The organism is Stenotrophomonas sp. 10L48 (assembly GCF_056395105.1).
The window spans coordinates 238,535-258,850 of record NZ_JBFTIX010000002.1 but is presented as its reverse complement, the minus strand read 5'-3'; the positions used below and the strand labels follow the sequence as shown (position 1 = coordinate 258,850).

At 67.7% G+C, this 20,316-nt stretch carries 25 protein-coding genes; 11 read left to right on the top strand and 14 right to left on the bottom strand.

Annotation, left to right across the window (positions count from 1 at the left end; translation table 11 throughout):
• Positions 1 to 81 precede the first annotated feature (81 nt).
• The gene (locus tag AC1DCU_RS04585) at positions 82 to 1,245 is read right to left on the bottom strand and encodes a zinc-dependent alcohol dehydrogenase (protein ID WP_025874491.1); all 1,164 of its coding nucleotides are present in this window, start codon (positions 1,243 to 1,245) and stop codon (positions 82 to 84) included.
• A 205-nt stretch (positions 1,246 to 1,450) separates the two neighbouring features.
• Here AC1DCU_RS04585 and AC1DCU_RS04580 point away from each other — a divergent pair, with 205 nt between their 5' ends.
• Entirely contained in the window at positions 1,451 to 2,089 is a 639-nt protein-coding gene (locus AC1DCU_RS04580) for a DUF6766 family protein (RefSeq protein WP_032974697.1), read from the top strand.
• Positions 2,090 to 2,107: 18 nt separating this feature from the next.
• Here AC1DCU_RS04580 and AC1DCU_RS04575 read toward each other — a convergent pair whose 3' ends face one another.
• The 4 genes from AC1DCU_RS04575 to AC1DCU_RS04560 form a co-directional block, all read right to left on the bottom strand.
• Positions 2,108 to 2,803 (bottom strand): glycosyltransferase family 2 protein, encoded by a 696-nt coding sequence (locus AC1DCU_RS04575; RefSeq protein WP_032974694.1) that lies wholly within the window; start codon positions 2,801 to 2,803, stop codon positions 2,108 to 2,110.
• Positions 2,800 to 3,387, bottom strand: coding sequence for a class I SAM-dependent DNA methyltransferase (locus tag AC1DCU_RS04570; protein ID WP_442251088.1), 588 nt, complete (start codon positions 3,385 to 3,387; stop codon positions 2,800 to 2,802). Before AC1DCU_RS04570 ends, AC1DCU_RS04575 begins: the two co-directional genes overlap by 4 nt.
• Positions 3,384 to 4,007, bottom strand: a complete 624-nt coding sequence (locus tag AC1DCU_RS04565) for a PIG-L deacetylase family protein (RefSeq protein ID WP_312963470.1) — start codon at positions 4,005 to 4,007, stop codon at positions 3,384 to 3,386. The genes AC1DCU_RS04570 and AC1DCU_RS04565 overlap by 4 nt, the downstream gene beginning before the upstream one ends.
• A gap of 116 nt (positions 4,008 to 4,123) precedes the next feature.
• Entirely contained in the window at positions 4,124 to 5,008 is an 885-nt protein-coding gene (locus AC1DCU_RS04560) for an acyl-CoA dehydrogenase (RefSeq protein WP_235189870.1), read from the bottom strand.
• A 283-nt stretch (positions 5,009 to 5,291) separates the two neighbouring features.
• Here AC1DCU_RS04560 and AC1DCU_RS04555 point away from each other — a divergent pair, with 283 nt between their 5' ends.
• Complete coding sequence (locus AC1DCU_RS04555) at positions 5,292 to 5,474, top strand: hypothetical protein (RefSeq protein WP_081794503.1); 183 nt, start codon at positions 5,292 to 5,294, stop codon at positions 5,472 to 5,474.
• Between the two features lie 14 nt (positions 5,475 to 5,488).
• Positions 5,489 to 6,184: an HAD family hydrolase gene (locus AC1DCU_RS04550; RefSeq protein WP_442251086.1), complete on the top strand. Its 696-nt coding sequence runs from the start codon at positions 5,489 to 5,491 to the stop codon at positions 6,182 to 6,184.
• 19 nt (positions 6,185 to 6,203) lie between these two features.
• Here AC1DCU_RS04550 and AC1DCU_RS04545 read toward each other — a convergent pair whose 3' ends face one another.
• The 4 genes from AC1DCU_RS04545 to AC1DCU_RS04530 are packed head-to-tail and all read right to left on the bottom strand — an operon-like array spanning position 6,204 to position 8,261.
• Positions 6,204 to 6,434, bottom strand: coding sequence for a hypothetical protein (locus tag AC1DCU_RS04545; RefSeq protein ID WP_442251085.1), 231 nt, complete (start codon positions 6,432 to 6,434; stop codon positions 6,204 to 6,206).
• Complete coding sequence (locus tag AC1DCU_RS04540) at positions 6,431 to 6,862, bottom strand: VOC family protein (protein WP_442251084.1); 432 nt, start codon at positions 6,860 to 6,862, stop codon at positions 6,431 to 6,433. The genes AC1DCU_RS04545 and AC1DCU_RS04540 overlap by 4 nt, the downstream gene beginning before the upstream one ends.
• Before the next feature lie 11 nt (positions 6,863 to 6,873).
• Positions 6,874 to 7,335: a helix-turn-helix domain-containing protein gene (locus AC1DCU_RS04535; protein WP_313443835.1), complete on the bottom strand. Its 462-nt coding sequence runs from the start codon at positions 7,333 to 7,335 to the stop codon at positions 6,874 to 6,876.
• On the bottom strand, positions 7,332 to 8,261 hold the full coding sequence (locus tag AC1DCU_RS04530) for a LysR substrate-binding domain-containing protein (protein ID WP_442251083.1): 930 nt from the start codon (positions 8,259 to 8,261) through the stop codon (positions 7,332 to 7,334). The genes AC1DCU_RS04535 and AC1DCU_RS04530 overlap by 4 nt, the downstream gene beginning before the upstream one ends.
• A gap of 88 nt (positions 8,262 to 8,349) precedes the next feature.
• On the opposite strand from AC1DCU_RS04530, the gene AC1DCU_RS04525 reads away from it, so the two are divergent.
• From AC1DCU_RS04525 to AC1DCU_RS04505, 5 genes are read left to right on the top strand one after another with little or no spacing between them, the layout of a single operon-like run.
• Positions 8,350 to 9,414: a hypothetical protein gene (locus AC1DCU_RS04525; protein ID WP_442251082.1), complete on the top strand. Its 1,065-nt coding sequence runs from the start codon at positions 8,350 to 8,352 to the stop codon at positions 9,412 to 9,414.
• Positions 9,411 to 10,331 carry a TolB family protein gene (locus AC1DCU_RS04520; protein ID WP_442251081.1) on the top strand — a complete coding sequence of 307 codons (921 nt, stop codon included), beginning with the start codon at positions 9,411 to 9,413 and terminating at the stop codon, positions 10,329 to 10,331. The genes AC1DCU_RS04525 and AC1DCU_RS04520 overlap by 4 nt, the downstream gene beginning before the upstream one ends.
• Positions 10,332 to 10,359: 28 nt before the next feature.
• Complete coding sequence (locus tag AC1DCU_RS04515; protein ID WP_229289815.1) at positions 10,360 to 10,896, top strand: GFA family protein; 537 nt, start codon at positions 10,360 to 10,362, stop codon at positions 10,894 to 10,896.
• On the top strand, positions 10,889 to 11,215 hold the full coding sequence (locus AC1DCU_RS04510; RefSeq protein WP_049470813.1) for a DUF6958 family protein: 327 nt from the start codon (positions 10,889 to 10,891) through the stop codon (positions 11,213 to 11,215). The genes AC1DCU_RS04515 and AC1DCU_RS04510 overlap by 8 nt, the downstream gene beginning before the upstream one ends.
• The gene (locus tag AC1DCU_RS04505) at positions 11,212 to 12,201 is read left to right on the top strand and encodes an alpha/beta fold hydrolase (RefSeq protein ID WP_442251080.1); all 990 of its coding nucleotides are present in this window, start codon (positions 11,212 to 11,214) and stop codon (positions 12,199 to 12,201) included. Before AC1DCU_RS04510 ends, AC1DCU_RS04505 begins: the two co-directional genes overlap by 4 nt.
• Before the next feature lie 48 nt (positions 12,202 to 12,249).
• Here the strand turns inward: AC1DCU_RS04505 and AC1DCU_RS04500 are convergent, their stop codons facing one another.
• A complete protein-coding gene (locus AC1DCU_RS04500; protein ID WP_442251079.1) occupies positions 12,250 to 14,103 on the bottom strand; it encodes an XVIPCD domain-containing protein in 1,854 nt (617 codons plus the stop codon).
• A gap of 120 nt (positions 14,104 to 14,223) precedes the next feature.
• On the opposite strand from AC1DCU_RS04500, the gene AC1DCU_RS04495 reads away from it, so the two are divergent.
• Together AC1DCU_RS04495 and AC1DCU_RS04490 are read left to right on the top strand one after the other, a co-directional pair.
• On the top strand, positions 14,224 to 16,419 hold the full coding sequence (locus tag AC1DCU_RS04495; RefSeq protein ID WP_442251078.1) for a hypothetical protein: 2,196 nt from the start codon (positions 14,224 to 14,226) through the stop codon (positions 16,417 to 16,419).
• 80 nt (positions 16,420 to 16,499) lie between these two features.
• A complete protein-coding gene (locus AC1DCU_RS04490) occupies positions 16,500 to 16,985 on the top strand; it encodes a TspO/MBR family protein (protein ID WP_442251077.1) in 486 nt (161 codons plus the stop codon).
• Here AC1DCU_RS04490 and AC1DCU_RS04485 read toward each other — a convergent pair.
• The 4 genes from AC1DCU_RS04485 to AC1DCU_RS04470 all read right to left on the bottom strand — a co-directional run bounded on the left by AC1DCU_RS04485 (position 16,982) and on the right by AC1DCU_RS04470 (position 19,362).
• Positions 16,982 to 17,293, bottom strand: coding sequence for a hypothetical protein (locus tag AC1DCU_RS04485; RefSeq protein WP_032974675.1), 312 nt, complete (start codon positions 17,291 to 17,293; stop codon positions 16,982 to 16,984). The genes AC1DCU_RS04490 and AC1DCU_RS04485 overlap by 4 nt on opposite strands.
• A gap of 71 nt (positions 17,294 to 17,364) precedes the next feature.
• Entirely contained in the window at positions 17,365 to 18,048 is a 684-nt protein-coding gene (locus AC1DCU_RS04480; protein WP_080148703.1) for an NAD(P)H-binding protein, read from the bottom strand.
• A 19-nt stretch (positions 18,049 to 18,067) separates the two neighbouring features.
• Positions 18,068 to 18,742, bottom strand: a complete 675-nt coding sequence (locus tag AC1DCU_RS04475; protein ID WP_025874475.1) for a ChrR family anti-sigma-E factor — start codon at positions 18,740 to 18,742, stop codon at positions 18,068 to 18,070.
• Positions 18,739 to 19,362 (bottom strand): sigma-70 family RNA polymerase sigma factor, encoded by a 624-nt coding sequence (locus AC1DCU_RS04470; RefSeq protein WP_025874474.1) that lies wholly within the window; start codon positions 19,360 to 19,362, stop codon positions 18,739 to 18,741. Before AC1DCU_RS04470 ends, AC1DCU_RS04475 begins: the two co-directional genes overlap by 4 nt.
• Positions 19,363 to 19,506: 144 nt before the next feature.
• Here AC1DCU_RS04470 and AC1DCU_RS04465 point away from each other — a divergent pair, with 144 nt between their 5' ends.
• Positions 19,507 to 20,274 (top strand): hypothetical protein, encoded by a 768-nt coding sequence (locus tag AC1DCU_RS04465; RefSeq protein ID WP_442251076.1) that lies wholly within the window; start codon positions 19,507 to 19,509, stop codon positions 20,272 to 20,274.
• Positions 20,275 to 20,316: the final 42 nt, after the last annotated feature.

Genomic DNA, 20,316 nt, shown 5'->3' with positions numbered 1-20,316 from the left:
GGCGCAGCGCGGGAGCCCCGTTGGCACGCCGTCCTCGCTGGCGCGCCACCCTCGTGGCAGGCACCAAACACGCCGCCGCAATCATGGGGTCAGCACGATCTTCCTGCATTCATCATCCTTCGCATCGAACATCGCATAGCCCTGTGCCGCGTCCGCCAGGCGCATCCGGTGGGAGATGATGTTGCCCGGGTCCAGCCTGCCCTCGACGATCGCGGTCAGCAGCTCCGGCATCAGTCCCTGGACGTGGGTCTGGCCCATCTTGAAGGTCAAGCCCTTGTCGAAGGCATCGCCCAGCAGGAAACCGTGGATGAAACCAGCATAGACGCCGGGAATGCTGACCACACCACCTCGGCGGGCGGCGGCGATGCACTGACGGATCGCGACCCCGCTGCTGCCTTCCAGTTTGACAGCCGTCAGCGCGCTTTCCAGTGCGCTGCCTTCCGCTTCAAAGCCGACCGCCTCGATGCAGGCGTCCACGCCGCGGCCGCTGGTCTGACCGACGATGTAGTCGGCCGGATCATCCACCTTGCTGAAATCGATCGGTGTCACGCCGTAGGTGCGCTGGGCGAAGTCCAGGCGATAGGCAAGATGATCGACCATGAAGATCGTCTGGGCGCCCAGCAGGCGGCAGCACGCCGCGCTCATCAGGCCTACCGGGCCTGCGCCGAAGATCGCGACGGTCGAGCCAGGCTTCACCCCGGCATTGAGCGCCGCCTGGTAGCCGGTTGGCAGGATGTCGGACAGGAACAGGACCTGCTCGTCGGCGACGCCATCGGGGATGCGCAGCGGGCCGACATTGGCCTTGGGCACGCGCACGAACTCGGCCTGGCCACCGGCCACACCGCCGTACAGGTGGCTGTATCCGAACAGGGCTGCCGGCGGCAGCATGCCCTTGGCGTTCATTGCCGCGCCTTTTCCAGGGTTGGTGGTCTCGCAGGCTGCGTACTCCGCCAGGCGGCAGTGGAAGCAGTCGCCGCAGGCGATCACGAACGGAATCACCACTCTGTCGCCGGGGCGAACCTGGGTGACACCCGCGCCCACCTCTTCCACCACGCCCATGAACTCATGGCCGAGAACGTCCCCGCTGTGCAGGTCAGGGATCTTGCCTCGGTACAGATGCAGATCCGATCCACAGATGGCCGTGGCGGTCACCCGCAGAATGAGGTCGTCGTCGGCGGCGAGCACGGGGTCGGGAACGGTTTCCACGCGGACGTCCTTGCGGCCGTGATAGGTCAGCGCCTGCATCATCTGTCTCCTGCCGTTACGGAGCGTCCAGACTCACACGCGCCGCGCTCGCAGGCGGTGACTGTCCGGTGTGTGTCCTGTCCATATCAATGCAACACCACGTCAAGCGCCGGGCTCCTCACATCCGTCAGGCAGATCGTTCACGGTCGTTTCGACGTCTTCCGCGCAGGCTCTCCCGCGGCATGTAGGCAAGCGGAGCAAGGGCATGTGGAAACGCAATGGTCTGTCACTGGTGTTGCTGGCGCTCATGCTGCTGTTCCTGGGGGGACAGGTGGCTGCGGGACTGCAGGTCCACAACGAGGAACTGCTGCAGCATGGCAGGACGCCGCTTGATCTGTGGCAGTACCTGCACAGCGGTCACTTCATGAGCGCCACATTCGAGAACTGGGAAAGCGAATTCCTGCAGATGGGCATGTACGTGCTGTTGACCGTCTCCCTGCGTCAACGGGGCTCTGCCGAGTCGCGCCCGATTGACCCGGCACAGGAACAGGCGCGCGTGGAAGACGGCCCTACGCCCTGGCCGGTGCGACGTGGCGGAGTGTGGAAGGCGCTGTACGGCCACTCACTGGCCATCGCGTTCGGGCTGATGTTCCTGCTCAGCTTCATCCTGCACGCCATCGGCAGCTGGCGCTCGCAGTGCGTTGAGCAGCAATTGCAGGGTCTGCCGGCACCGGGCTTCCTTGAGCATGTGCTGGGCAGCACGTTCTGGTTCGAGTCGATGCAGAACTGGCAGAGTGAGTTCCTGGCCGTGCTGTCACTGGTGGTACTGACCATCTTCCTGCGGCAGAAGGACTCGCCGCAGTCGAAACCGGTGCAGGCCCCGCACTCGCAGACCGGCGACTGAGCCGCGCGCAGGCAGCGATCAGCCGGTGCCGGTCAGCTGACAGACGGCAGGGGCGCTCTGCTGTTCCAGCGTCAGCCCGGCAAGATAGTCGGCGAAACCGCCGCGCGCCCGTCCCAGCAGGCGGGCGCTGGTGGTCACGACCGGGGCCCCGGCCCAGCGCACGCTGGCGCCCGCCGCCGACAGCCGACGTACCAGGTCCACGTCTTCGCCACAGCCCAGCGCGGCGAAACCGCCGACAGCACGGTAGGCCTGCGCCGAAACGCCCAGGTTGGCGCCATGCACCCGCCCATGGCCATCGCCCCAGCGCTCGCTGCGCCGGAACAGCCTGCGCAGATGGCGGCTGCGGCGGCCGCTGGCGGCCACGTCCACTACGCCACAGAACGCATCACTGCGGGCATCCAGCTGCGCCGCAAGCCACTGCGGCGGCACGGTGCCGTCGGCATCGGTGCTTGCCAGCCACCGCGCTCCCTGCTGCAGCAGCCGCGCAGCTGCAGCAGCGCGGGCAGCGCCGACGCAACGCGCCTGCAGGTCGATGGTTTCCACCTGCAGCTCCCTGCAGATGGCCGCCGTCGAATCACTGCAGGCATCCAGTGCCACTACGATGCATACCTCGCATCCGTTCAGGCCAGGGTGCCGGGCCGCCTTCTGCAGTGAGCGCAGGCAGCGGCCGATTGTGGCGGCCTCGTCATGCGCGGGCACCAGCACGCCGATCATCGCAGCGCCTCTTCCCGGGCCAGCGACAGCGGCCGGCGCATCCACCCCTGCAGTACGAAATCAGCATCGCGATAGCAGAACGCTTCCTGCAGCCCCTGCCCAAGGTGCTGGTGAACCAGTGCCGTGGCGCTGGAGCGTCCGGGGAAGGCAGGCAGCCAGTGGCACGCAACAAGCAGGCCCTCCTCCTTCAGCGCCGCGTGGATGCCGCTGCGCAGCGCGGGCAGTGCCTCCGGTGCAAGGTAATAGCCCATCTCACCGCAGACGATCAGGTCGAAGCGCCCAGCGGGCCATTGTTGCGGATGGCTGGCGCAGTGCACCTGGACATGCGGCAGGTGGGCCAGGTTGCGGCGCGCCTGGAAGGTGGCACGGGGGCTGATATCGGTGGCTAGAAGGCGTTCACAGCGAGGCGCCAGCGCCTCGGTCAGCACCCCGTTGGAGCAGCCCAGCTCCCAGCCGCGGTTGAACCTGGCGCGCGGCAGGCTGGCGAGCAGCAACGCGCGTTTGCGTTCTTCGTACCACCGGCTGCGGTAGCCGAAGGGATCTTCAGCGGCATGCAGCTGGTCGAAATAAGGTTGCGCACTCATGCCAGGAATACCTCGTTTTTCCGGGAGAATCGGGCAAGGATGTGGGCGGGCAGGATCGGCTCCGCGCGCAGGCGGGGGACGGTCCCGATCTGGGTGCGGAAGCGGGCGATGGCCCGTGCCTTGCGATCAATGGCGTTGGAGATGTCCAGCACTTTCGGCGCCTGCCACGCCATGTGTGCGTGCGCAGGCTCCAGCCAATGCCAGCCCCAAACGGGATATTCCAGGCGCGCGCAGCCTGCCGCGTGAGCCGCACGACATGCGGCCCGGCCAGCGGCCTCGTGATCGGGGTGGCCATCGAACCGCCACGGCGCAAGCACCAGATCGTCGTCGCGCAGAGTGCGCTGCAACCAGCCTTCCAGTTCCTGTTCGTGTGCGCTTACGGCGCCATCGTCGATGCCGAGATGGCAGATCGCATCGGCGCCGATCGCCAGCTCGGCCAACGCCGCGCGCAGCTCTTCGCGGCGCGCGTTGCGAAGACGTTGGGGCGTCCACCAGCGCTCGTCCGGATAACAGGCCTCGCCATCGGTCACGGCAACGACCTGCACCGCCACACCACGCTCGACGGCACCACACAGCAGCCCCCCACACCCGAGGATCTCGTCGTCGGGATGCGGCGCCACCACGACAATCCGGGCGGCATCTCCGCACAGGTCCGCCAGGCCGATGCCGGGCTGCTTCCACAGCCAGTCGCACTGCTGCCATGCGTGCTCGTCCGGCCCGGTGCCGTGGATGGTGGCTACAGGCTCCACGGTCCCTCCTGGAGCGCCCGTTGTGCGCCCAGCCAGGCCCAGTCCTTGTCTGCATGGCTCTGCCGCAGGAAGATGGTCAGATCAGCCCATCGCTGCGCGTGCGTGGCCTCCATGCACATGGGCGCCGGGCCCAATGCACGGCCTGCAAGGTCAAGCACCTCGCTGGCGGCACGTTCCACGACGCTGCGGACACGGACGACGTCTTCGCGATGTGGCAGATCAGGTGCCTGGTCGATCTTCACTGCCAACTCGCGCAGCAGCGCCGCCGCCGGCGCCAATGCCAGGTCCACCTTGCCCAGCAGCCGCGCACGCAGGCCCTCGGCGCAGGCAGGTTGCATGCGTTCGGCCACTGCGGTTGCAGCCCCGAACCAGACGGCCGCGATGCCTGCACCGCCATGCCAGAAGCCGGGCCGCTGCAGATAGGCATCGCGCCCACCCACCGCCTGCGCCAGTGCGGCGTTGAAACGGACGGTGGTGGAACGGATTCCGGCCATGCCTGCTGCTGGCCACGGATCGGCATCCAGCGACTGCCAATCCGCAGCGGCAACGCTGTACAGCTGCGCTGCATCGGGCGAGCGAACCGTCACCAGGGCGGCATCGACGAACATGCTGCCCGAACACCACGGCTTGTCGCCATGCAGGCGGTTGAGCGCATCGGCGCGCACGGTGCAGGCAGGGCCTTCGGCTGCCCACACCGCCCATAGCGTGCCGTCGGCCGGTGCCGGTGCACCCAGGTCGTGCAGGATGGCGGCGGCATCGTAGTGGGCTTCGAGAACCTTGGCCAGGCACAGGTCCTCAGCGCCCAGCCGGGCCAGCGCGCGCCATCGCTGCAGCGTGTTGCCGCCGCCGGGCTGTGGCAGCGCAGGTTGCATCAGCAGCGCGTGGCGCGCCCGGTCGGCGAGTGGAGGGATGGAAACAGTATCGAGCATGTCAGGCCGAACGGAGGGGGCCTGCAGAACGTAGAGCGGAGGCGGTCACGTTGCTGTCTTCGGTGCGTGGCGAGCGCATGAAGCCGCTGTCCCTCCCCCACCGCCTTCTGTCATGCATATACAAAAACGCCGGTCGAGGCCTATTAAGTGCGGGACGGATAAGGTCGTCACCCTGATTCACCTTTCTTCTGTTCGACGCTTGTCGTCCACGCCCCAGGGAACATCCATGAAATCACTGCTTGTCGCAGCCACCCTCGCAGCCTCCACCCTTGCCGCGGGATGCAGCACCAGCGGATGGATCAGTGCCGCAGGCGAAGCTATGCAGGCCAGGGATGCCTATGACCGCCAGGCCCGGGACGAGCGCCTGAAACGCGCCAACGCGGCAGCGGCCCGCGTGCACGACAACTGATGCGGGGACGGAACATGTCACGCTTCCCGTTTGACGCTGTCCTGTTCGACTGTGACGGCGTCCTGGTCGATTCCGAACCTCTGACCTCCCGCGTACTCGCGGAGATGCTGACCGAGCGCGGCTGGCCGCTGACGGCCCGTCAGGCCGGTGAAGTGTTCCTCGGCAAATCCGTGGCTGCCCAGGCCGACCTGATCGAGGCGCGCACGGGAAAGCCGTTTACGCCGGCGTGGCTGGATGAGTTCCGCGCACGCCGCAATATCGCGCTGGAGCGCGATCTGACTGCAATTCCTGGCGCGCCTGCAGCGGTGCGCGCCATCCACGCTGCCACTGATGGGCGCATTGCGTGCGCGTCCGGCGCGGACCTGCTGAAGATGGAACTGCAACTGCGCAGGATCGGCCTGCATGAGGTCTTCGCAGGGCGCATGTTCAGCGGCCAGGATCTGCCGCAGACCAAGCCACACCCGGGTGTGTATCTGGCCGCCGCCGCGTCGCTGGGCGTTGATCCCACACGCTGTGCAGTCATCGAGGACACGGTGACCGGCACCACCGCCGGCGTCGCCGCCGGGGCCACCGTCTTCGGCTTCAGCCCGGGTGGGCCTTTCCACAGTTCGCCCGAGGCACTGCGCGCCGCTGGCGCCCAGGTGATCTTCGAATCCATGCAGCTGCTTCCCGCTCTGCTGGCGGGCCACAGCCCCCACGCCTTCGCCTGATGTGCCAGCGCGCCCCGCGTCAGGGTGCGACGCCGGCGCGCGCGGCATCCGGCCTGCGGCGGTGATGCAACGCAAACAGATACAACCCGGTGAACAGCTGCAGGAACAACGGCGGCAGCGGCGAGTAGGTCAGCCAGGCCGGTGGTTCGCCCTGCCCCATCCAGCGCGCCACGAAGTTGGCGATCACTGTCAGGGTGAAGACGATAGACGTCCAGCGGTGCACCGGACGCGCCCAGCTGCCGGCCCTCACTGCGGCGTCCTCGCTGCAGTCTTCGCAGGGCGCTCGATCATCTTCCAGCCATTGCCGGACGGATCACGGAATCCGGCATCCACTGCACCATAGCGCTCCACCGGGTCCTGGGTGAATTCCACCCCACGTGCCAGCAGCCGTTCGTAGCTGGCGCGGCAATCGTCCACCGCCAGCACCAGCGGCGGCATCGCACCCTTGGCCACCATCTGCTGCAGGGTCAGCGCAGTGGCCGCATCGTGTACCGGCGGCCCCGGTTTGAACAGGCCAAGCTGGAAACCGCCCTCGCCGCCCGAATGCACCGTGAGCCAGCGATAGTCACCGTTGCCGACATCGGTATGCACCTGGAAGCCGAGTGCGTTGACGTAGAAATCGAGTGCCGCATCCTGGTCGTGCACATACAGGCCGACCACATTCACCATGCCAGTCATAGGATCCTCCCTCAGGTGGGATCTACGCTAACAAGGCCGGTGCGGCGGCGCTTCTCCAAAACTGCGATCTTCAGGTCCGGGCGCCGTGCGGCACGCGCATGGCACTCCGGCACCGGGCCCTGCGCCGGGGCATCGGTCCGCTCGCGGTCGCGGAGGGCGCCGGGGCTGTCGCCGGTGATGTCACGAAAGATGCGGCCAAAGGTGCCCAGGCTGGTCCAGCCGGTCTGCAGTGCGATCTCGGTGATCGTCAGCTCGGTATCGCGCAGCAGGGCGACAGCGCGCTCGATGCGGCGGCTGAGCAGATAGCGGTGTGGCGGCACCCCGAAGGCGTCCTTGAAGGAGCGCGCGAAATGGGCCGCGGAAACCGCACTGATCCCGGCCAGCCGCGCCACCGGCCAGTCTTCATGGCTGGCCCGGTCCATGTGGTCTTTTGCACGCAGCAGGCGGCGCAGCAGTTCCGGGCTCTGGGTCATGGCGTGGCCACCCCGCGCAGCAGGGATCGTGCAGCATGCCGGGCCGCCGCTGCCTCGGTGCACAGCCACTCACGGAAGTGCGCGACTTTCGGGGCACTGCTGCGTCCTGCCGGGCTGGCAAACCAGAAGCTGCGGCCATCGCTGGCCACGCCTTCGTGAGCTTGTACCAGGCGCCCCGCATCCAGCTCGGCCTTGAACAGGATCGGCGAGCCGATGGCGATGCCTTGGCCAGCGATCGCTGCGGCTACGTCCAGATGCTCGGCAGCGAAGTTGGTGGCGAAGCGCTCCGCCCCGGGTGCCGGTGTCTGCGCGAATGCCTGGAACCATAGCGCCCACCAGTCCGGACGCCCCAGCAATGGCACATCCGGCAGCCGCGCGCCGCCCAGGCCGGTGGCGGCTTCAAGCAGCGCCGGCGCGCACAGTGGCGTGAACACGCTGGGGAACAGCTCCACGGCGTGCAGCCCCGGCCAGTCGCCGTGACCGTTGCGGATGGCCGCATCGAAGCGCCCGCCTGCCAGGTCCTGCGGCTCCGCCGACAGATCAAGCTCCAGCACCTGTTGCGGATGCCGGGCGCGGAAGCCACCCAGCCGCGGCGTCAGCCAACTGGTGCCCAACGTAGGCAGTGCGGTCAGGCGCAGGCGGGTGGCATCCATGTCGGCGGCGCGCATGAAACTGCGACGCAGGGCATCGAAGGCGCGGGTAGCCTCCTTTGCGACGCTGGCACCGGCCTCGGTCAGTTCGACGTGCTGGGCGTGGCGCAGGAACAGTCGTGCACCGGTCTGCTCTTCCAGGCGCCGGACGTGATAGCTGACCGATGCCGCCGTGGTGTCCAGTTCTTCCGCGGCCCGCGCAAAGCTGCCCAGCCGCGCCGCGGCCTCGAAGGCACGGATGGCAACGAGCGACGGCAGGTGGCGGTGGGCGACCATAAGTGTGGCTTAGCCTGAGCCTCGATATCCGCGTGGTCAATCCCCCATACGACGTCGAAGATGAGGCCTCGGACAACGGGGATCAGACATGCAGCGACGTGGATTTCTGGGCGGCCTTGCCGCGTTGTACGGTGCCGGCGCCTTCGGGCTGTGCCTGCCGCTGGGCGCCACCCCTGCCCATGCCGGCAGAGACCATGCCAATGACTGGCGTTGGCTGCAGGGCAACTGGAACGTGCGTCACCGCCGGCTGCAGGAACGCCTGGTGGCCGACACGCGCTGGGTGGACTTCACCGGCACCAGTGCGGTCTGGCTGACCCTGGGCGGGCTGGGCACGATCGATGACAACCTGATGCAGCTGCCCGGCGGCGCCTACCGCGGCCTGGGTGTACGTGCCTTCGATCCGGCCTCCGCCACCTGGGCAATCTGGTGGCTGGATGGCCGCGCTCCCAGCCGCTTCGAAGCGCCGGTGCGTGGCGGCTTCAGCGGTACAGGCGGCAGCTTCCGTGGTGCGGATTCCTTCAAGGGCCAGCCCATCCAGGTCTGGTTCCGCTGGCACGACATCCACGCTGCGCAGCCGTGGTGGGAGCAGGCATTCTCCGCGGACAACGGCTTGCACTGGGAAGTGAACTGGCGCAACTGGTTCACCCGCACGGCAGCGATACCCTCGCCGCTGCCGCTGCAGTCGGATGCGCCCCGCGACTTCGACTTCCTGGTTGGCCGTTGGGCCGTGCAGCATCAGCGACTGCGCGAACGCCTGTCTGGCAGCAACCGCTGGGACCACTTTGATGGCACGCTGCACAACTGGCCGGTGCTTGGCGGCTTCGGCAACGTTGGCGACAATGTCATGAACTTCCCCGCTGCGACCGTATGCGGCATGGGCATCCGCGCATGGGATGCCAGCAGTGGCCAGTGGTTGAGCTGGTGGTTGGATGGCCGCGATCCCACGCGGATCGGCGCACCGGTCCGCGGCGGTTTTGTCGATGGCGTCGGCACGTTCATGGGAGACGACCAGCTGCGGGGACAACCGATCAGAACGCGGGTGATCTGGTCGCGGATCACCTCGCGTTCCGCACGCTGGGAACAGGCGGCATCCGCAGACGGCGGAGCGACCTGGGAGACCAACTGGATCAGCGATTTCGAGCGGCAGGCATGAACGCGCTTGCCTCACTGGTCGCGCTTGCGGTCGCGGTCGCTGGACTGCTGGGGGGTGATGCCAGCCAAGAGGCGTTGGCACTCGACCCTCACGCAGAGCGTTTCGCACCAGGCATCGCGTCGACCCGATACAGCGAAATCCGCCTGACGCTGAGCCCCGACGGACGCACAGCGCTCTGGTTCAGCCGTGACCGGCCTGGCGGCGAAGGTGGCCATGACATCTGGGTTTCGCATCTGCAGCACGGCCAGTGGAGTGCCGCGCGCCCGGTTCCGTTCAACACACCCGGCCGCGATTTCGACCCTGCGTTTACCGCCGATGGCCGCTTCGTGCTGTTCTGCTCCGATCGCCCCGGTGGCCTGGGCGGCGATGACCTGTACAGGGTGCCCGTGCAGGGCCTGCAGTTCGGTGCCGTTGAGCATCTCGGGTCTGCCGTCAACAGTCCCGCCAACGAGTTTGCGCCGATGCTCGCACCCGACGGTGGCACCCTGCTGTTCTCCAGCGACCGAGCAGGTGGCGCCGGTGGCCACGATCTGTATGTCGCGCGGGTGGACGATGGCCAACTGCAACCTGCGCGGCCGGTGGCAGGCGCGGTCAACACGGCCGCGCAGGAGTTCGACGCCACCTTCCTGGGCGATGGCCGGACCATCGTTTTCGCACGTGCACAGGACTTCGGCAGTTCGCGGGTCGAGCAGTTCGCGGCACGCGCGTTCGGTGACCGCTACGTGCCCGGCATACGACTGCCCGCACCCGTCAACGACGGTGCGAGCGACAGCTATGGGGCCATGCTCGACTGGTCCCGCCCTGGCACGCTCACCTATTCAGCGCGTCGCGGCGATGGCGCCAGCCTGGACCTGTACCGGGTGAGCTATCGACTGCCACCGTCCCTGTCGATTCCGGGGCCCCCGGTTCGTCGATAGAAAAAGAGCCCCCGAAGAGAGCATCCACATGCCTTCCGCACAACAGGTTGCCTGCCGCTGTGGCGAAGTGACGTTGAACCTGACCGGCACACCCATCGCCTGCGTCGACTGCTGCTGCAACAGCTGCCGCGCCGCAGGCCTGCGCCTGCAGCGCCTGCCCGGCGCCCAGCGGCTGCTCGGACCGCATGGAACTACCCGGTTCGTCATGTATCGCAAGGACCGGGTGGAGTTCCTGGCAGGAGTGGAGCGCCTGGCCGCGTTCCGCCTCTCAGCCGATGCCGGCACCCGTCGCGTGCTGGCCACCTGCTGCAGCACGCCCCTGTTTCTTGAACTGACCGGCGGCCACTGGCTGAGCCTGTATGGCGGCCTGTGGCCGGAGGATGCCCGGCCGCCGCTGCAGATGCGCACCATGGTGGGCGATCTGCCCGATCCCTCCGTGCTGCCCGCCGATGTACCCAACCTCAAGCAACACTCGCTGCGCTTCTATGCCCGGTTGATGAAGGCCTGGATTGCGATGGGCCTGCGCAGCCCGGATATCCGCATTGAAGGAGAGGTCCATGCCTGAGCCAGACAAGATCGAGATCGAGAGCATCACCTCGCCCGGCAGGACCCAGTGGGTCGACCGGGGCAAGTACAGCGCCATGCGCAGCGCCCTGCTCGGCGTGCTGCCGCAGACGCCGCCCGGGGTTTCCGTTGCCATTGCCAAGCAGTCATTGCTGCCGGCGCTGCCTGCAGATCTGTTCCCCGCAGGCGCAACCGCAGGATGGTGGCTGAAGGCCGTGCAGCTGGATCTGGAAGCCAAGGGCGTGATCGAGCGCGCAGCGGGCAAGCCCGTGCGGTTGTTCAAGCATGCGGTCGTCGGTCGAACGGCGGTGACGTCATGAGCGGTCCATCCAACGATGCGCCTTCATCGTCGCGCAGGTCACTGCTGATCGGTGCTGGACTGTTGCTGGCCATGGGATGGCCGCCCAGCGTGCGCGGCGCCAGCGCGGGCCTGCGCGAGCCCATGGATGCGGCAGCATTCGCCGCCCGCCGGCGCTGGGTCCGCACACCGTTCGGGCGCATCGCCTGCGTGCAACAAGGGAAAGGTCCGGCCGCACTGTTCCTGCACGGGTTCCCGTTGAGCGGCTTCCAGTGGCGGCATGCGATCGCGCAGCTTTCCTCGTCCCGCCGCTGCATTGCACCGGATTTCATGGGCCTGGGCCACAGCGCGGTGGCGGCCACGCAGGACCTGTCTCCGCAGGCACAGAGCGCCATGCTCGTTGCGTTGCTTGATGCGCTATCCGTTGCGATGGTCGACCTGGTTGCCAATGACAGTGGCGGCACCGTGGCCCAGTTGTTCGCTGTGCAGCACCCGAGCCGCGTGCGCACGATGCTGCTGACCAACTGCGACGTGCACCAGAACAGCCCGCCGGTGCAGATGAAGAACTCACTGGCCGCCGCACGCGCAGGCACCTATCACCAGAAGATTGTGCGCCACCTGCAGGATCGCGGCTACGCGCGATCAGCGGCCGGTATCGGTGGCTCGGCTTATGTGGATCCGGCACATTTCAGCGATGAGGCCATCGAATACAGTTTCCGCCCGCTGGTGTCCTCGCCCCTGCGCCAGAAGCAGCTCAATGGCCACCTCGCGGCGTTCGACCCCAATCCGCTGGTGGCCATCGAAGCCTCGCTGCAACGCAGTACGATTCCCACGCGCATGGTGTGGGGAACAGCCGATCCCCTCTTTCCGGGGCGCTGGGCCGAGTGGCTGCACCAGACGCTGCCGGCATCGCGCGGCATCCGCTGGGTGGAAGGCGGACGCCTGTTCTGGCCTGAGGAACAGCCTGCGCTGCTTGCCGATGAGGCCCGGGCGCTTTGGCGAGCCTGATAGGCCTGCCTGACCCGATGCGCCAGCCGCTGGGCTGGCGCGCCCGACTCAACGCGCCATGGCCCGTGCAGCGTGTTCCTGGGACAACTGCTCCCGCTCCTGCTGCTGGCTCGCCTGCTCAGAGCTTGCCGCCAGCGACTGGCCCTGCTGCAGCTCGCGCACGTGCTCGCTGACCGGCGTAGCCACTGCCTGAGCAGTATCGGTGCGGGCGATCTGACGATCTGCGGCGTGCGGCTGGCCCTGCACCGCGAACGCGTACCTGCCGTCGTCACTGAGCACGGCCTCGTCGATCCGCTGCATGCCCTTGGCCTTGGCCGCGACCAGCAGGGCCATGCCCAGCCGTTCGCTCATCTCATCAGGCTGGCGCCCCATTGCCTGGTCGAGGCTGCTCACCGCGCCTTGGCTCTGCAGCCACATGCCGTGGTCCGGGCTGGCGGTGTGCCGTGGGTCCTGCCGGGGCAGCAGCGGTGAGGGCGGCGCGAGCGACTGCAGGTGCTCGCCCTGCACGGCAGCGTCGATCTTCTGCAGATCCTTGCCGCCCGCCGCGGCGATATGGAACAGGCGTTCGGCCATGCCATAGGTGGATTGCCCCTGGTTGCGCGCCAGCCCCAGTGCAAAGGCGTCCACATCCTGCTGCGGGCTGCCGTTGCCGTCCTCTGCAAGCACCTGCCACGATGGCCCCAGCATCGGGTTGTCCCCTACCATCGACTGGGTACGCTCCATCAGCGTGCGCATCTGGGCCTCGCTGAAGCTCAGGGTAGTGAGCTCACCGGCCTTCACCGGTCCGCGATCACCGCTGGGGTCGCCGGACAGTGCCGCGTTGACCATTCCGGCAATCTGCTCACCCTGCGCATGGCCGCGCAGGTCGAAGGTGAATTCATAGCGGCGCTGCGCCCTGTCTTCCTGGCCGTCGGCGCCGTAGGCGCTGACCCGGGTTGCCGGCAGGTTGCCGTTGTACTGCACGCTGCGCAGTTCGGTGCGGCTGCCGTCCTCGCGACTGACCTGCACCACATCACCGCTGTTGCGTGCACCCGCCAGGTCCAGGCCGAACGTGTCGCCATAGCCGACCTTCAGCCGCGCCTGCGAACTCATGCCCAGCCGCTCGACCGTCGCCAGATCCTGCACGCCCGGGGTCTGGCCGCTCAGCGTGCCGTTGTCGATGAACTGTTCATAGGCCTGGCGGCCTTCGGCTTGATCCAGGTCGAACGTGGCAGTGCGGACGGCAGCGTGACCGAGCGCGTCCTGCCGACCGGCAATCGCGCTGAACCTGCCGGCACTGAATCCCATGCCGTTGAAGGCTTCCACCGCCTCGTTCGGCCCGGTGGTGACGCGCACCCGGCCATCATCCAGGCGATCCACGCGGTAGCTGGCACCGCTCGCCTCGGTCGTCTGGCTCTGCATGGCGATGTGGCGGAAGCTGCCTTCCAGTGCGGTGCCGGTGAACTGCTGGCCATCCAGGGTGACGCTGCCCCCCTTCGGAATGGTCTGCGGATCAAACGGGTTGATGCGGGTGGGATCGACGTCCACCGCCTCGCTGGGCAGGCTGACCCTGTAGCGCCCGCGTACGCCGGTGCTGCTGGTGTCCTGGAAGCCGGCACCTTTCGCGCTTGCCCCGACCACCGACTCCATCGTGAGCAGGTAGTCCCTGCCGCCATCGGGCGTCGGGCTGCCGGCCATGTTCAGCGACGTCCCCTGGAACTGCGATGCGAGACTGGACGCTGCGCGCTTGTGCTCGGTACCCACTTTCAACGCGCCGTCGCCCTCGTTCAACGTGACCGAGTAACCACCGGCGGCGGCCCGCACCTCGCTGTTGGCCGAGGTGTAGGTCGGATCGAACGACGCCGAGGCGGCATCGCGCGGCGCATCCTGGGTTGCGCCTTCCTTGCTGGTCTGGGCATTCATGCCGTGACCTCCTTGAACAGTGACGCGCTGATTATAGGACGCGGTGTGCGCAGCACGTTCACATCGCGCCGCAGCCGCATCTACGATAGTGATGACCATCCCATTCCACGCCGAGGGTCCATGCCCCACTCCCTCGCCCGCCCGCAGCGATGGCGCCGTCACGGCCGCAAGCTGCTGCCGTACCTGCTGGGCCTGTATCTGCTGTACCTGTTGGCAGGCAATGTTTTCCTCAATACGCCGCTGTTCGATCAGGTCACCAATCGCAAACCGCACAAGTTCGTGATGTCCACCGGCCCGGCGATCACGCTGCTGCCGGGGCATGTCATCGCCTGGAATGTGCAGATGCGCGGCCACGTCAATCACACGGTGTATGTGCTGCGCGCGGACCGCGCCAGTGCACGCTTGGCATTGCTGCCGCTGTTCCAGCGCGAGGTGCGCGTGCCGTCGCTGCACGCGACCGGGGTGGCCGCCGAGATCGCGCGCGTGGAGGAGGCCATTCCCTCACCACCGCGCGGCGATCGCGGCTGGACGTTGCGGTTCGATGCCATTCATAGCGAAACCATCCGCAGCGTCCGCGTGGGCAAGCTGTTGATCGTTGGCCAGGGCAGCGGCACGGTCGGTTTCGTGAAGCAGCTGCGTGGTGGTCCCTCGGAACTGCTGGACTCGGAGGTGGCGTTCGCTGATGCCGACGTCAGCCTTGACGGCACCCAGCTGCTCGGCGACATGCAGCTGAAGACGCAGTTCTCCTACCCACGGCATTACCGCGACCAGGCACCCGGGCTGGCAAAGCTAGGGCTGCTGCATGCCGTGCTGGAGGTGCAGGCGCGCAGCCAGGGCCTGCGCCTGGATACGGACACGCAACGTCCTTCCATTGCCAGCGCCGCCGTGCCGGGGCAGCTGCAGGCCGCGATCACCCTGGACCAGGGCGCGCTTCAGCCCGGCAGCCATGCGGTCTGGCGCGTTCCCCTGCAGATGGGAGCTGGCGCCCCCGACCGCGGAACGCTGGCAGTGCAGCTGGACGCCGCCCGCGATATCCGCCTGCAGGCGCGGTTGCCGCAGCGCGAGGGCACAGGCGCTGCGCTGGACGCGGATCTGACCATCACCGGGCGGCACATTCCATTCGCCGAACCCAGCGAGATGCTGGGCCGCACCTCCGGAACAGTCAAGGGCGAATGGACCTTCACCTCGCTCAACTGGATTCCCGCACTGTTCGTGCAGAAACCCTGGTTCCAGCTGCAGGGCGGTGGCGTGCTGCGCGCCGACCTGCGCCTGCAGAACGGCGAGCTGGCCGCTGGCAGCAGCGTCGATATACCTGCGGCGCGGGCGGTGGCCGAAGTGGCCGGCGTGCACATGCAGGGAACGGCCAGCGCCCATGGCCAACTGCAGGCCGGGACGCCGACGCACGCCGTACTGGCAGTGAAGCTTCCCACGTTCAATGCGCGTGCAGGCGGCGCCAAGGGTGCCACGCTGTTCGATGGGCGCGACCTGGCACTGACACTCACCGGTGACGGTCGCCTGCGCGAGCTGCGCAAGGGCGTGCGCGCCCAGCTGCGCTTCGATGACGCGAGCATTCCAGACCTCACCGCCTACAACCGCTACCTGGGCAACGGCCAGGTGCGGCTGCTGGGAGGCGCTGGCCAGGTGAGCGGAGACGTTGAACTCGATACCCAGGGCCGGGTTGGCAATGGCAGTGTCCGCCTGCGCAGCCAACGCGCACGCCTGCAGGTGGCCGGGCTTGGCCTGCAGGGCGACGCCCGCCTTGATGGCAGGCTGCGGCGTGGTGATTTCAGCCAGCGCCGCTTCGATCTGGGCGGTAGCGTGATCGAGCTGCGCAACGTGCAGGTGGGTGAGCAGCAGCGTTCACAGCCGTGGTGGGGCCGGGTCACCATCGCCCGCGGTGACATCGATGCGCAGTCACCGTTCCAGGTGGACGCACGCGCGGATCTTGCCATGCGCGACGCGGGCCCGCTGCTGGCGCTGTTTGCCGAGCGCAGCGATTACCCGCGCTGGGCATTGTCGCTGCTCGACTCCGGCCAGGTGGATGCGCATACCCGCCTGCGCTGGCGCGCCGGGCATCTGGTACTGGATGGACTGCAGGCGGAGAACGAGCGCCTTTCGCTGCGTGCGCGGCTGGATCTGCTGGACCAGCGCAAGCGTGGCGACCTCTACCTTCGCTGGGGCCTGCTGGGTGCCGGCATCGAGCTGGATGGGCAGCGCCGCCAATGGCATCTGGCCGGTGCGCGGGAATGGTTCGACGGTCGGCCCGCGTTGCTGCCCGGTGCTGCAGCGGCCAGCGACGGTGGCACGGCGGACTGACCCGAAGGCTGCATCCAGTCGCGACGCCTTTACGTACAACCCACTACCGCAGTTCGCGATAGTGCAGGAGGAAAGACACCGTGAATGTCCGCAGGCAAGCAGTTGGCCTTCTGGGCTGGGCCATCGTCACTTTTCTGGCCGCCGCACTGGGCGCGCGTGCCTCGATCTCGGCAGCGGATTTCTACGCAAGCCTGACGTTGCCGGCATGGGCACCGCCGGCCAGCATGTTCGGTCCGGTGTGGACGGTGCTGTACGCATTGATGGCGTTGGCGGCGTGGCTGGTGTGGCGCCAGGGCGGATGGCGCGCGGCCGCGCCTGCGCTGGCACTCTATCTGCTGCAGCTGGCCCTCAACGTGCTGTGGAGCTGGCTGTTCTTCGGCTGGAAACAGGGGGCGTTGGCGTTCGCTGACATCGCACTGTTGCTGGCGCTGATCGTGGCCACGATCGTGGCCTTCCATCGCGTGCGTCCGGCGGCGGCATGGCTGCTGCTGCCTTACCTGGCATGGGTGACGTTCGCCAGCGCGCTCAACTACGCGGTGTGGCAGGCCAATCCGGCCGTGCTTTAGCCGGGCAATGCCTGAGGGCCTTGCGCTGCGGGCCGCCACTGGCGCAGCGCGCTGCCCCTGAAGGCCTGCTCACCGCAGCCGGTCGGGCAGCGCAGTACACGCGCGGCAGACGTGCTGACAAGCCCATCGCCCTCCTGCGCCTTGAATACGACCTCGCAGCACAGGCAGCGCGCCACCAGTGAATACAGATGGACGATGCGGCCGCTGCCGGGATCCTGCAGTGCGTTGACATCCAGCAGGTCGAAACGGCCGTTTTCAGGCGCTGGGCGCGATGGGCGAAGCAGGGAAGAGGATGGCTGCAGGTTCACGTCGATGCGTCACAGAAGGATGAGCGACGACTGTAGTAGGCGCGATGTGCAGCAGATGTGCACCGCACCCATCAGGTTGCAGCAGCGCCACCCAGCCGGTTGATCTGCGCACATTCCAGCACCGCCGGCGGCTCCGGCATCGTCGCCAGCACGATCATCGCGCGGCCGATGGCTTCGTTGCTGGTCACCAGTGAGGGCAGGACGCGGCCCGCCGCCGCCATCAGGGGACCGCCAAAGCGATACAGCGGCTTCAACGCCGCATGACGGGTGCCGGTCCCCGCAACCGGGCGCACCCCGGCGGGACGCAGCATGACGGTGCGCACCGCGAGCTGCGCCAACGCGGCCTCGGTCTCGCCCTTGATGCGCAGGGGCATGATCCGGCTGTGGGGATTGGCATGGGCGCCGGAGACATACAGGAACCGGCCGTCCGGATTCGCCTCGGCCCATGCTGCAGCCACGGCAAGGGTGGCATCGAGCGTCACCTTCCGATACTCGTCCTCGGCGGTGCCGACCGGCGGTGCTCCGGCACAATAGAAACACGCATCGAATCCGGCCAGCTGCGGGCCCACACCACGGGCATGCTGGAAATCGGCCAGCACGATCTGCTCGATACGCGCGTCGAGCCGGGCCTTGCCGCGGACCAGGGCAGCGGTGCGCGCCACCTGCGGCGAAGCGAGGCAGGCACGGGCAACGCCCTGCCCGACCAGTCCGGTCGCGCCGGTCAGCAGAATCCGCAGCGGGCGTGTTTCGTACATGCGTTGACCTTGAAGAAGCCTAGAGTTTCACGAAGCGCTGGATCCGGCGGGCCAGCCAACCACTGAATACCAGCGGCGCATCCAGCGCGGAAACGCAGATGCACGGTACGCCCGGCGCCGTTACCGGCTGGTGCTCGACCTCCTCGTCCAGGTCGGCCACATCGCCGGGCGCGAACAGACCCAGCGCATCATTGTAGGAACCCCGCAGGATCTGTGTCAGTTCGCTGCGTCCATGGCTGTGCATCGGCAGGCATTTGCCCGGCGCGATCTTCAGCATGATCAGCGACGGCATCTGCTCGGCACGGATGCAATGCACTCCCGGCGCCATCCAGCGCCAGTGCAGCCGGCCCAGCGAATCGCCGAAGTACGGATGCAGCGACGTCGGCAGATGGTCCGGATCCGCCTCGGGGCGTTCGCGCGGCATCGACCGCAGCGGGCCTGGCACCGCGTCGGCCTGGACCTCGACGAGCTGCGCAAGCATCGCTTCGCGCAGGCCCGCCCGCCGCGCCTCATCCGCCACGGGCTGGGTCTGCTCCAGCAATGCGGCACCGATGGCCTCCGCTTCGCGCAGCCGCTGGCGGCAGTGCGGGCACTGCTCCAGATGGGTGCCGGCGACGATGCTCAACGGTGCCGGCAGAGCACCGGCGGCGTAGCTCATCAGCGTCGACTCATGCAGGTGGTGGTGCGGATTCATGGTGCACCCCCGACCTTCGACTGCAACTGCAGGAACGCTCGTCGCAGGTGTGATTTGACCGTGCCCAGCGGCATCCCAAGCGCCTGCGCGATCTCGCTGTGGCTCTTGGCCTCGAAGTAGGACATGCGAACCAGACGCGCCTGCGTGGCCGGCAGTTCATTGATGCGCTGGCGCAGGCGGGCATGGTCGGCAAACTGCTCGGCGCTGCTGCGCTCGCCGACGTCGGCGGCAGCGGCGTCTTCCACGGCTTCCTGCACCTGCATCCAGCTGCGTTCGCGACGCACGCGGTCGATGTGCAGGTTGCGACCGATGCGATACAACCAGGTGCTCAGCGCACCTTGGGCAGGATCGAACTCGGCCGCGCGCAGCCACAGGCGCAGCAGGCATTCCTGGGCCAGCTCTTCGGCCACCGCTGCGGGTGCCCCAAGGCCACGCAGATAAATGCACAGGCGCGGCATGAAATGGTCGTAGATGCGCATGAAGCAGTCACGATCGCGCAGCCGGGCGACGCCATCCATCTCGCCGTTCCAGTTCGTTGGCTCGTTGCTGGGCTGCTGTGAACTGGACACGATCCGCGCGGTGTCGAAGGGATGGGAGGGACTGGCGGGAGGACGGTACATCGGCGGGGGCTGCCGTTGGGTGAAGAGGAGTCCTCCCCTCTACGCACGGTGGCGCCCGTTGGATGCACCCGGGATGGGTGCCAACGTGCATCCAGCCGGCGCCGGCGCGCGTACAGGCCCGCAAGCCTCCCATGGATCGCCCCGATGCGTCTTGCCTGGTTGCTGCTCTGCATGCCCTGCGCCGCTTCGGCCGCGCCGCTGCTGCGTTCGGAGGGCGTGGCCACCCTGGCCAACGGAGTCATTGCCTACCGCGAAGTGCATTGGCAGCGCGGCGCCGGCGATGGCAGCGAACGCTGGGTGGAATACCTTTGCCCTGCGGGCCAACCTTTCGCCCGCAAGCAGATGCCCGCCGCCACCCGGCCGCAGGTGCGGGGCTATGTGCTGCAGGACGCCCGCAGCGGCCAAGCGGCCGATGTGAGGGTCGGCCCCGGCGTGGTCCGGGTCGACTGGAAGGAGGACACGTCCACGCCTTCCCGAACCAAGCAGCTGCCGCTGCCCCCGGATGCCGTGATCGACGCCGGCTTCGATGCCGCCGTGCGGGCCCACTGGCGCACGCTGCAGGGTGGAGCACCGGTCAGCCTGCCTTTTCTGGTGCCCGGCCGGCAACGCTTCTACCCCGTGCAGGTGCAGTACCAGGGCCCGGTGCGCTGGCAGGGGCTTTCCGCCCATGCGGTGAATGTCCGCCTTGATACCTGGTTCGGCGCGGTGGCCCCACGTCTGTCCTTGGTCTACGCCGATGCTGATCGCCGCCTGCTCGAGTTCCGTGGTACCAGCAACCTGCGCGATGCACGTGGCGATTATCCGCAGGTGACCGTGCGCTTCGCCGCGCCCGCAACCGAGCAGCCGGAGCAGCGCTGGCGCACTGAGCTGCAGCGACCGCTGGTAGCGAGCTGTGGTGTTACGAGCAGGTGAACGCGCAGTCTGTTGCAATCCACTGCATCCAACCTGCACCGC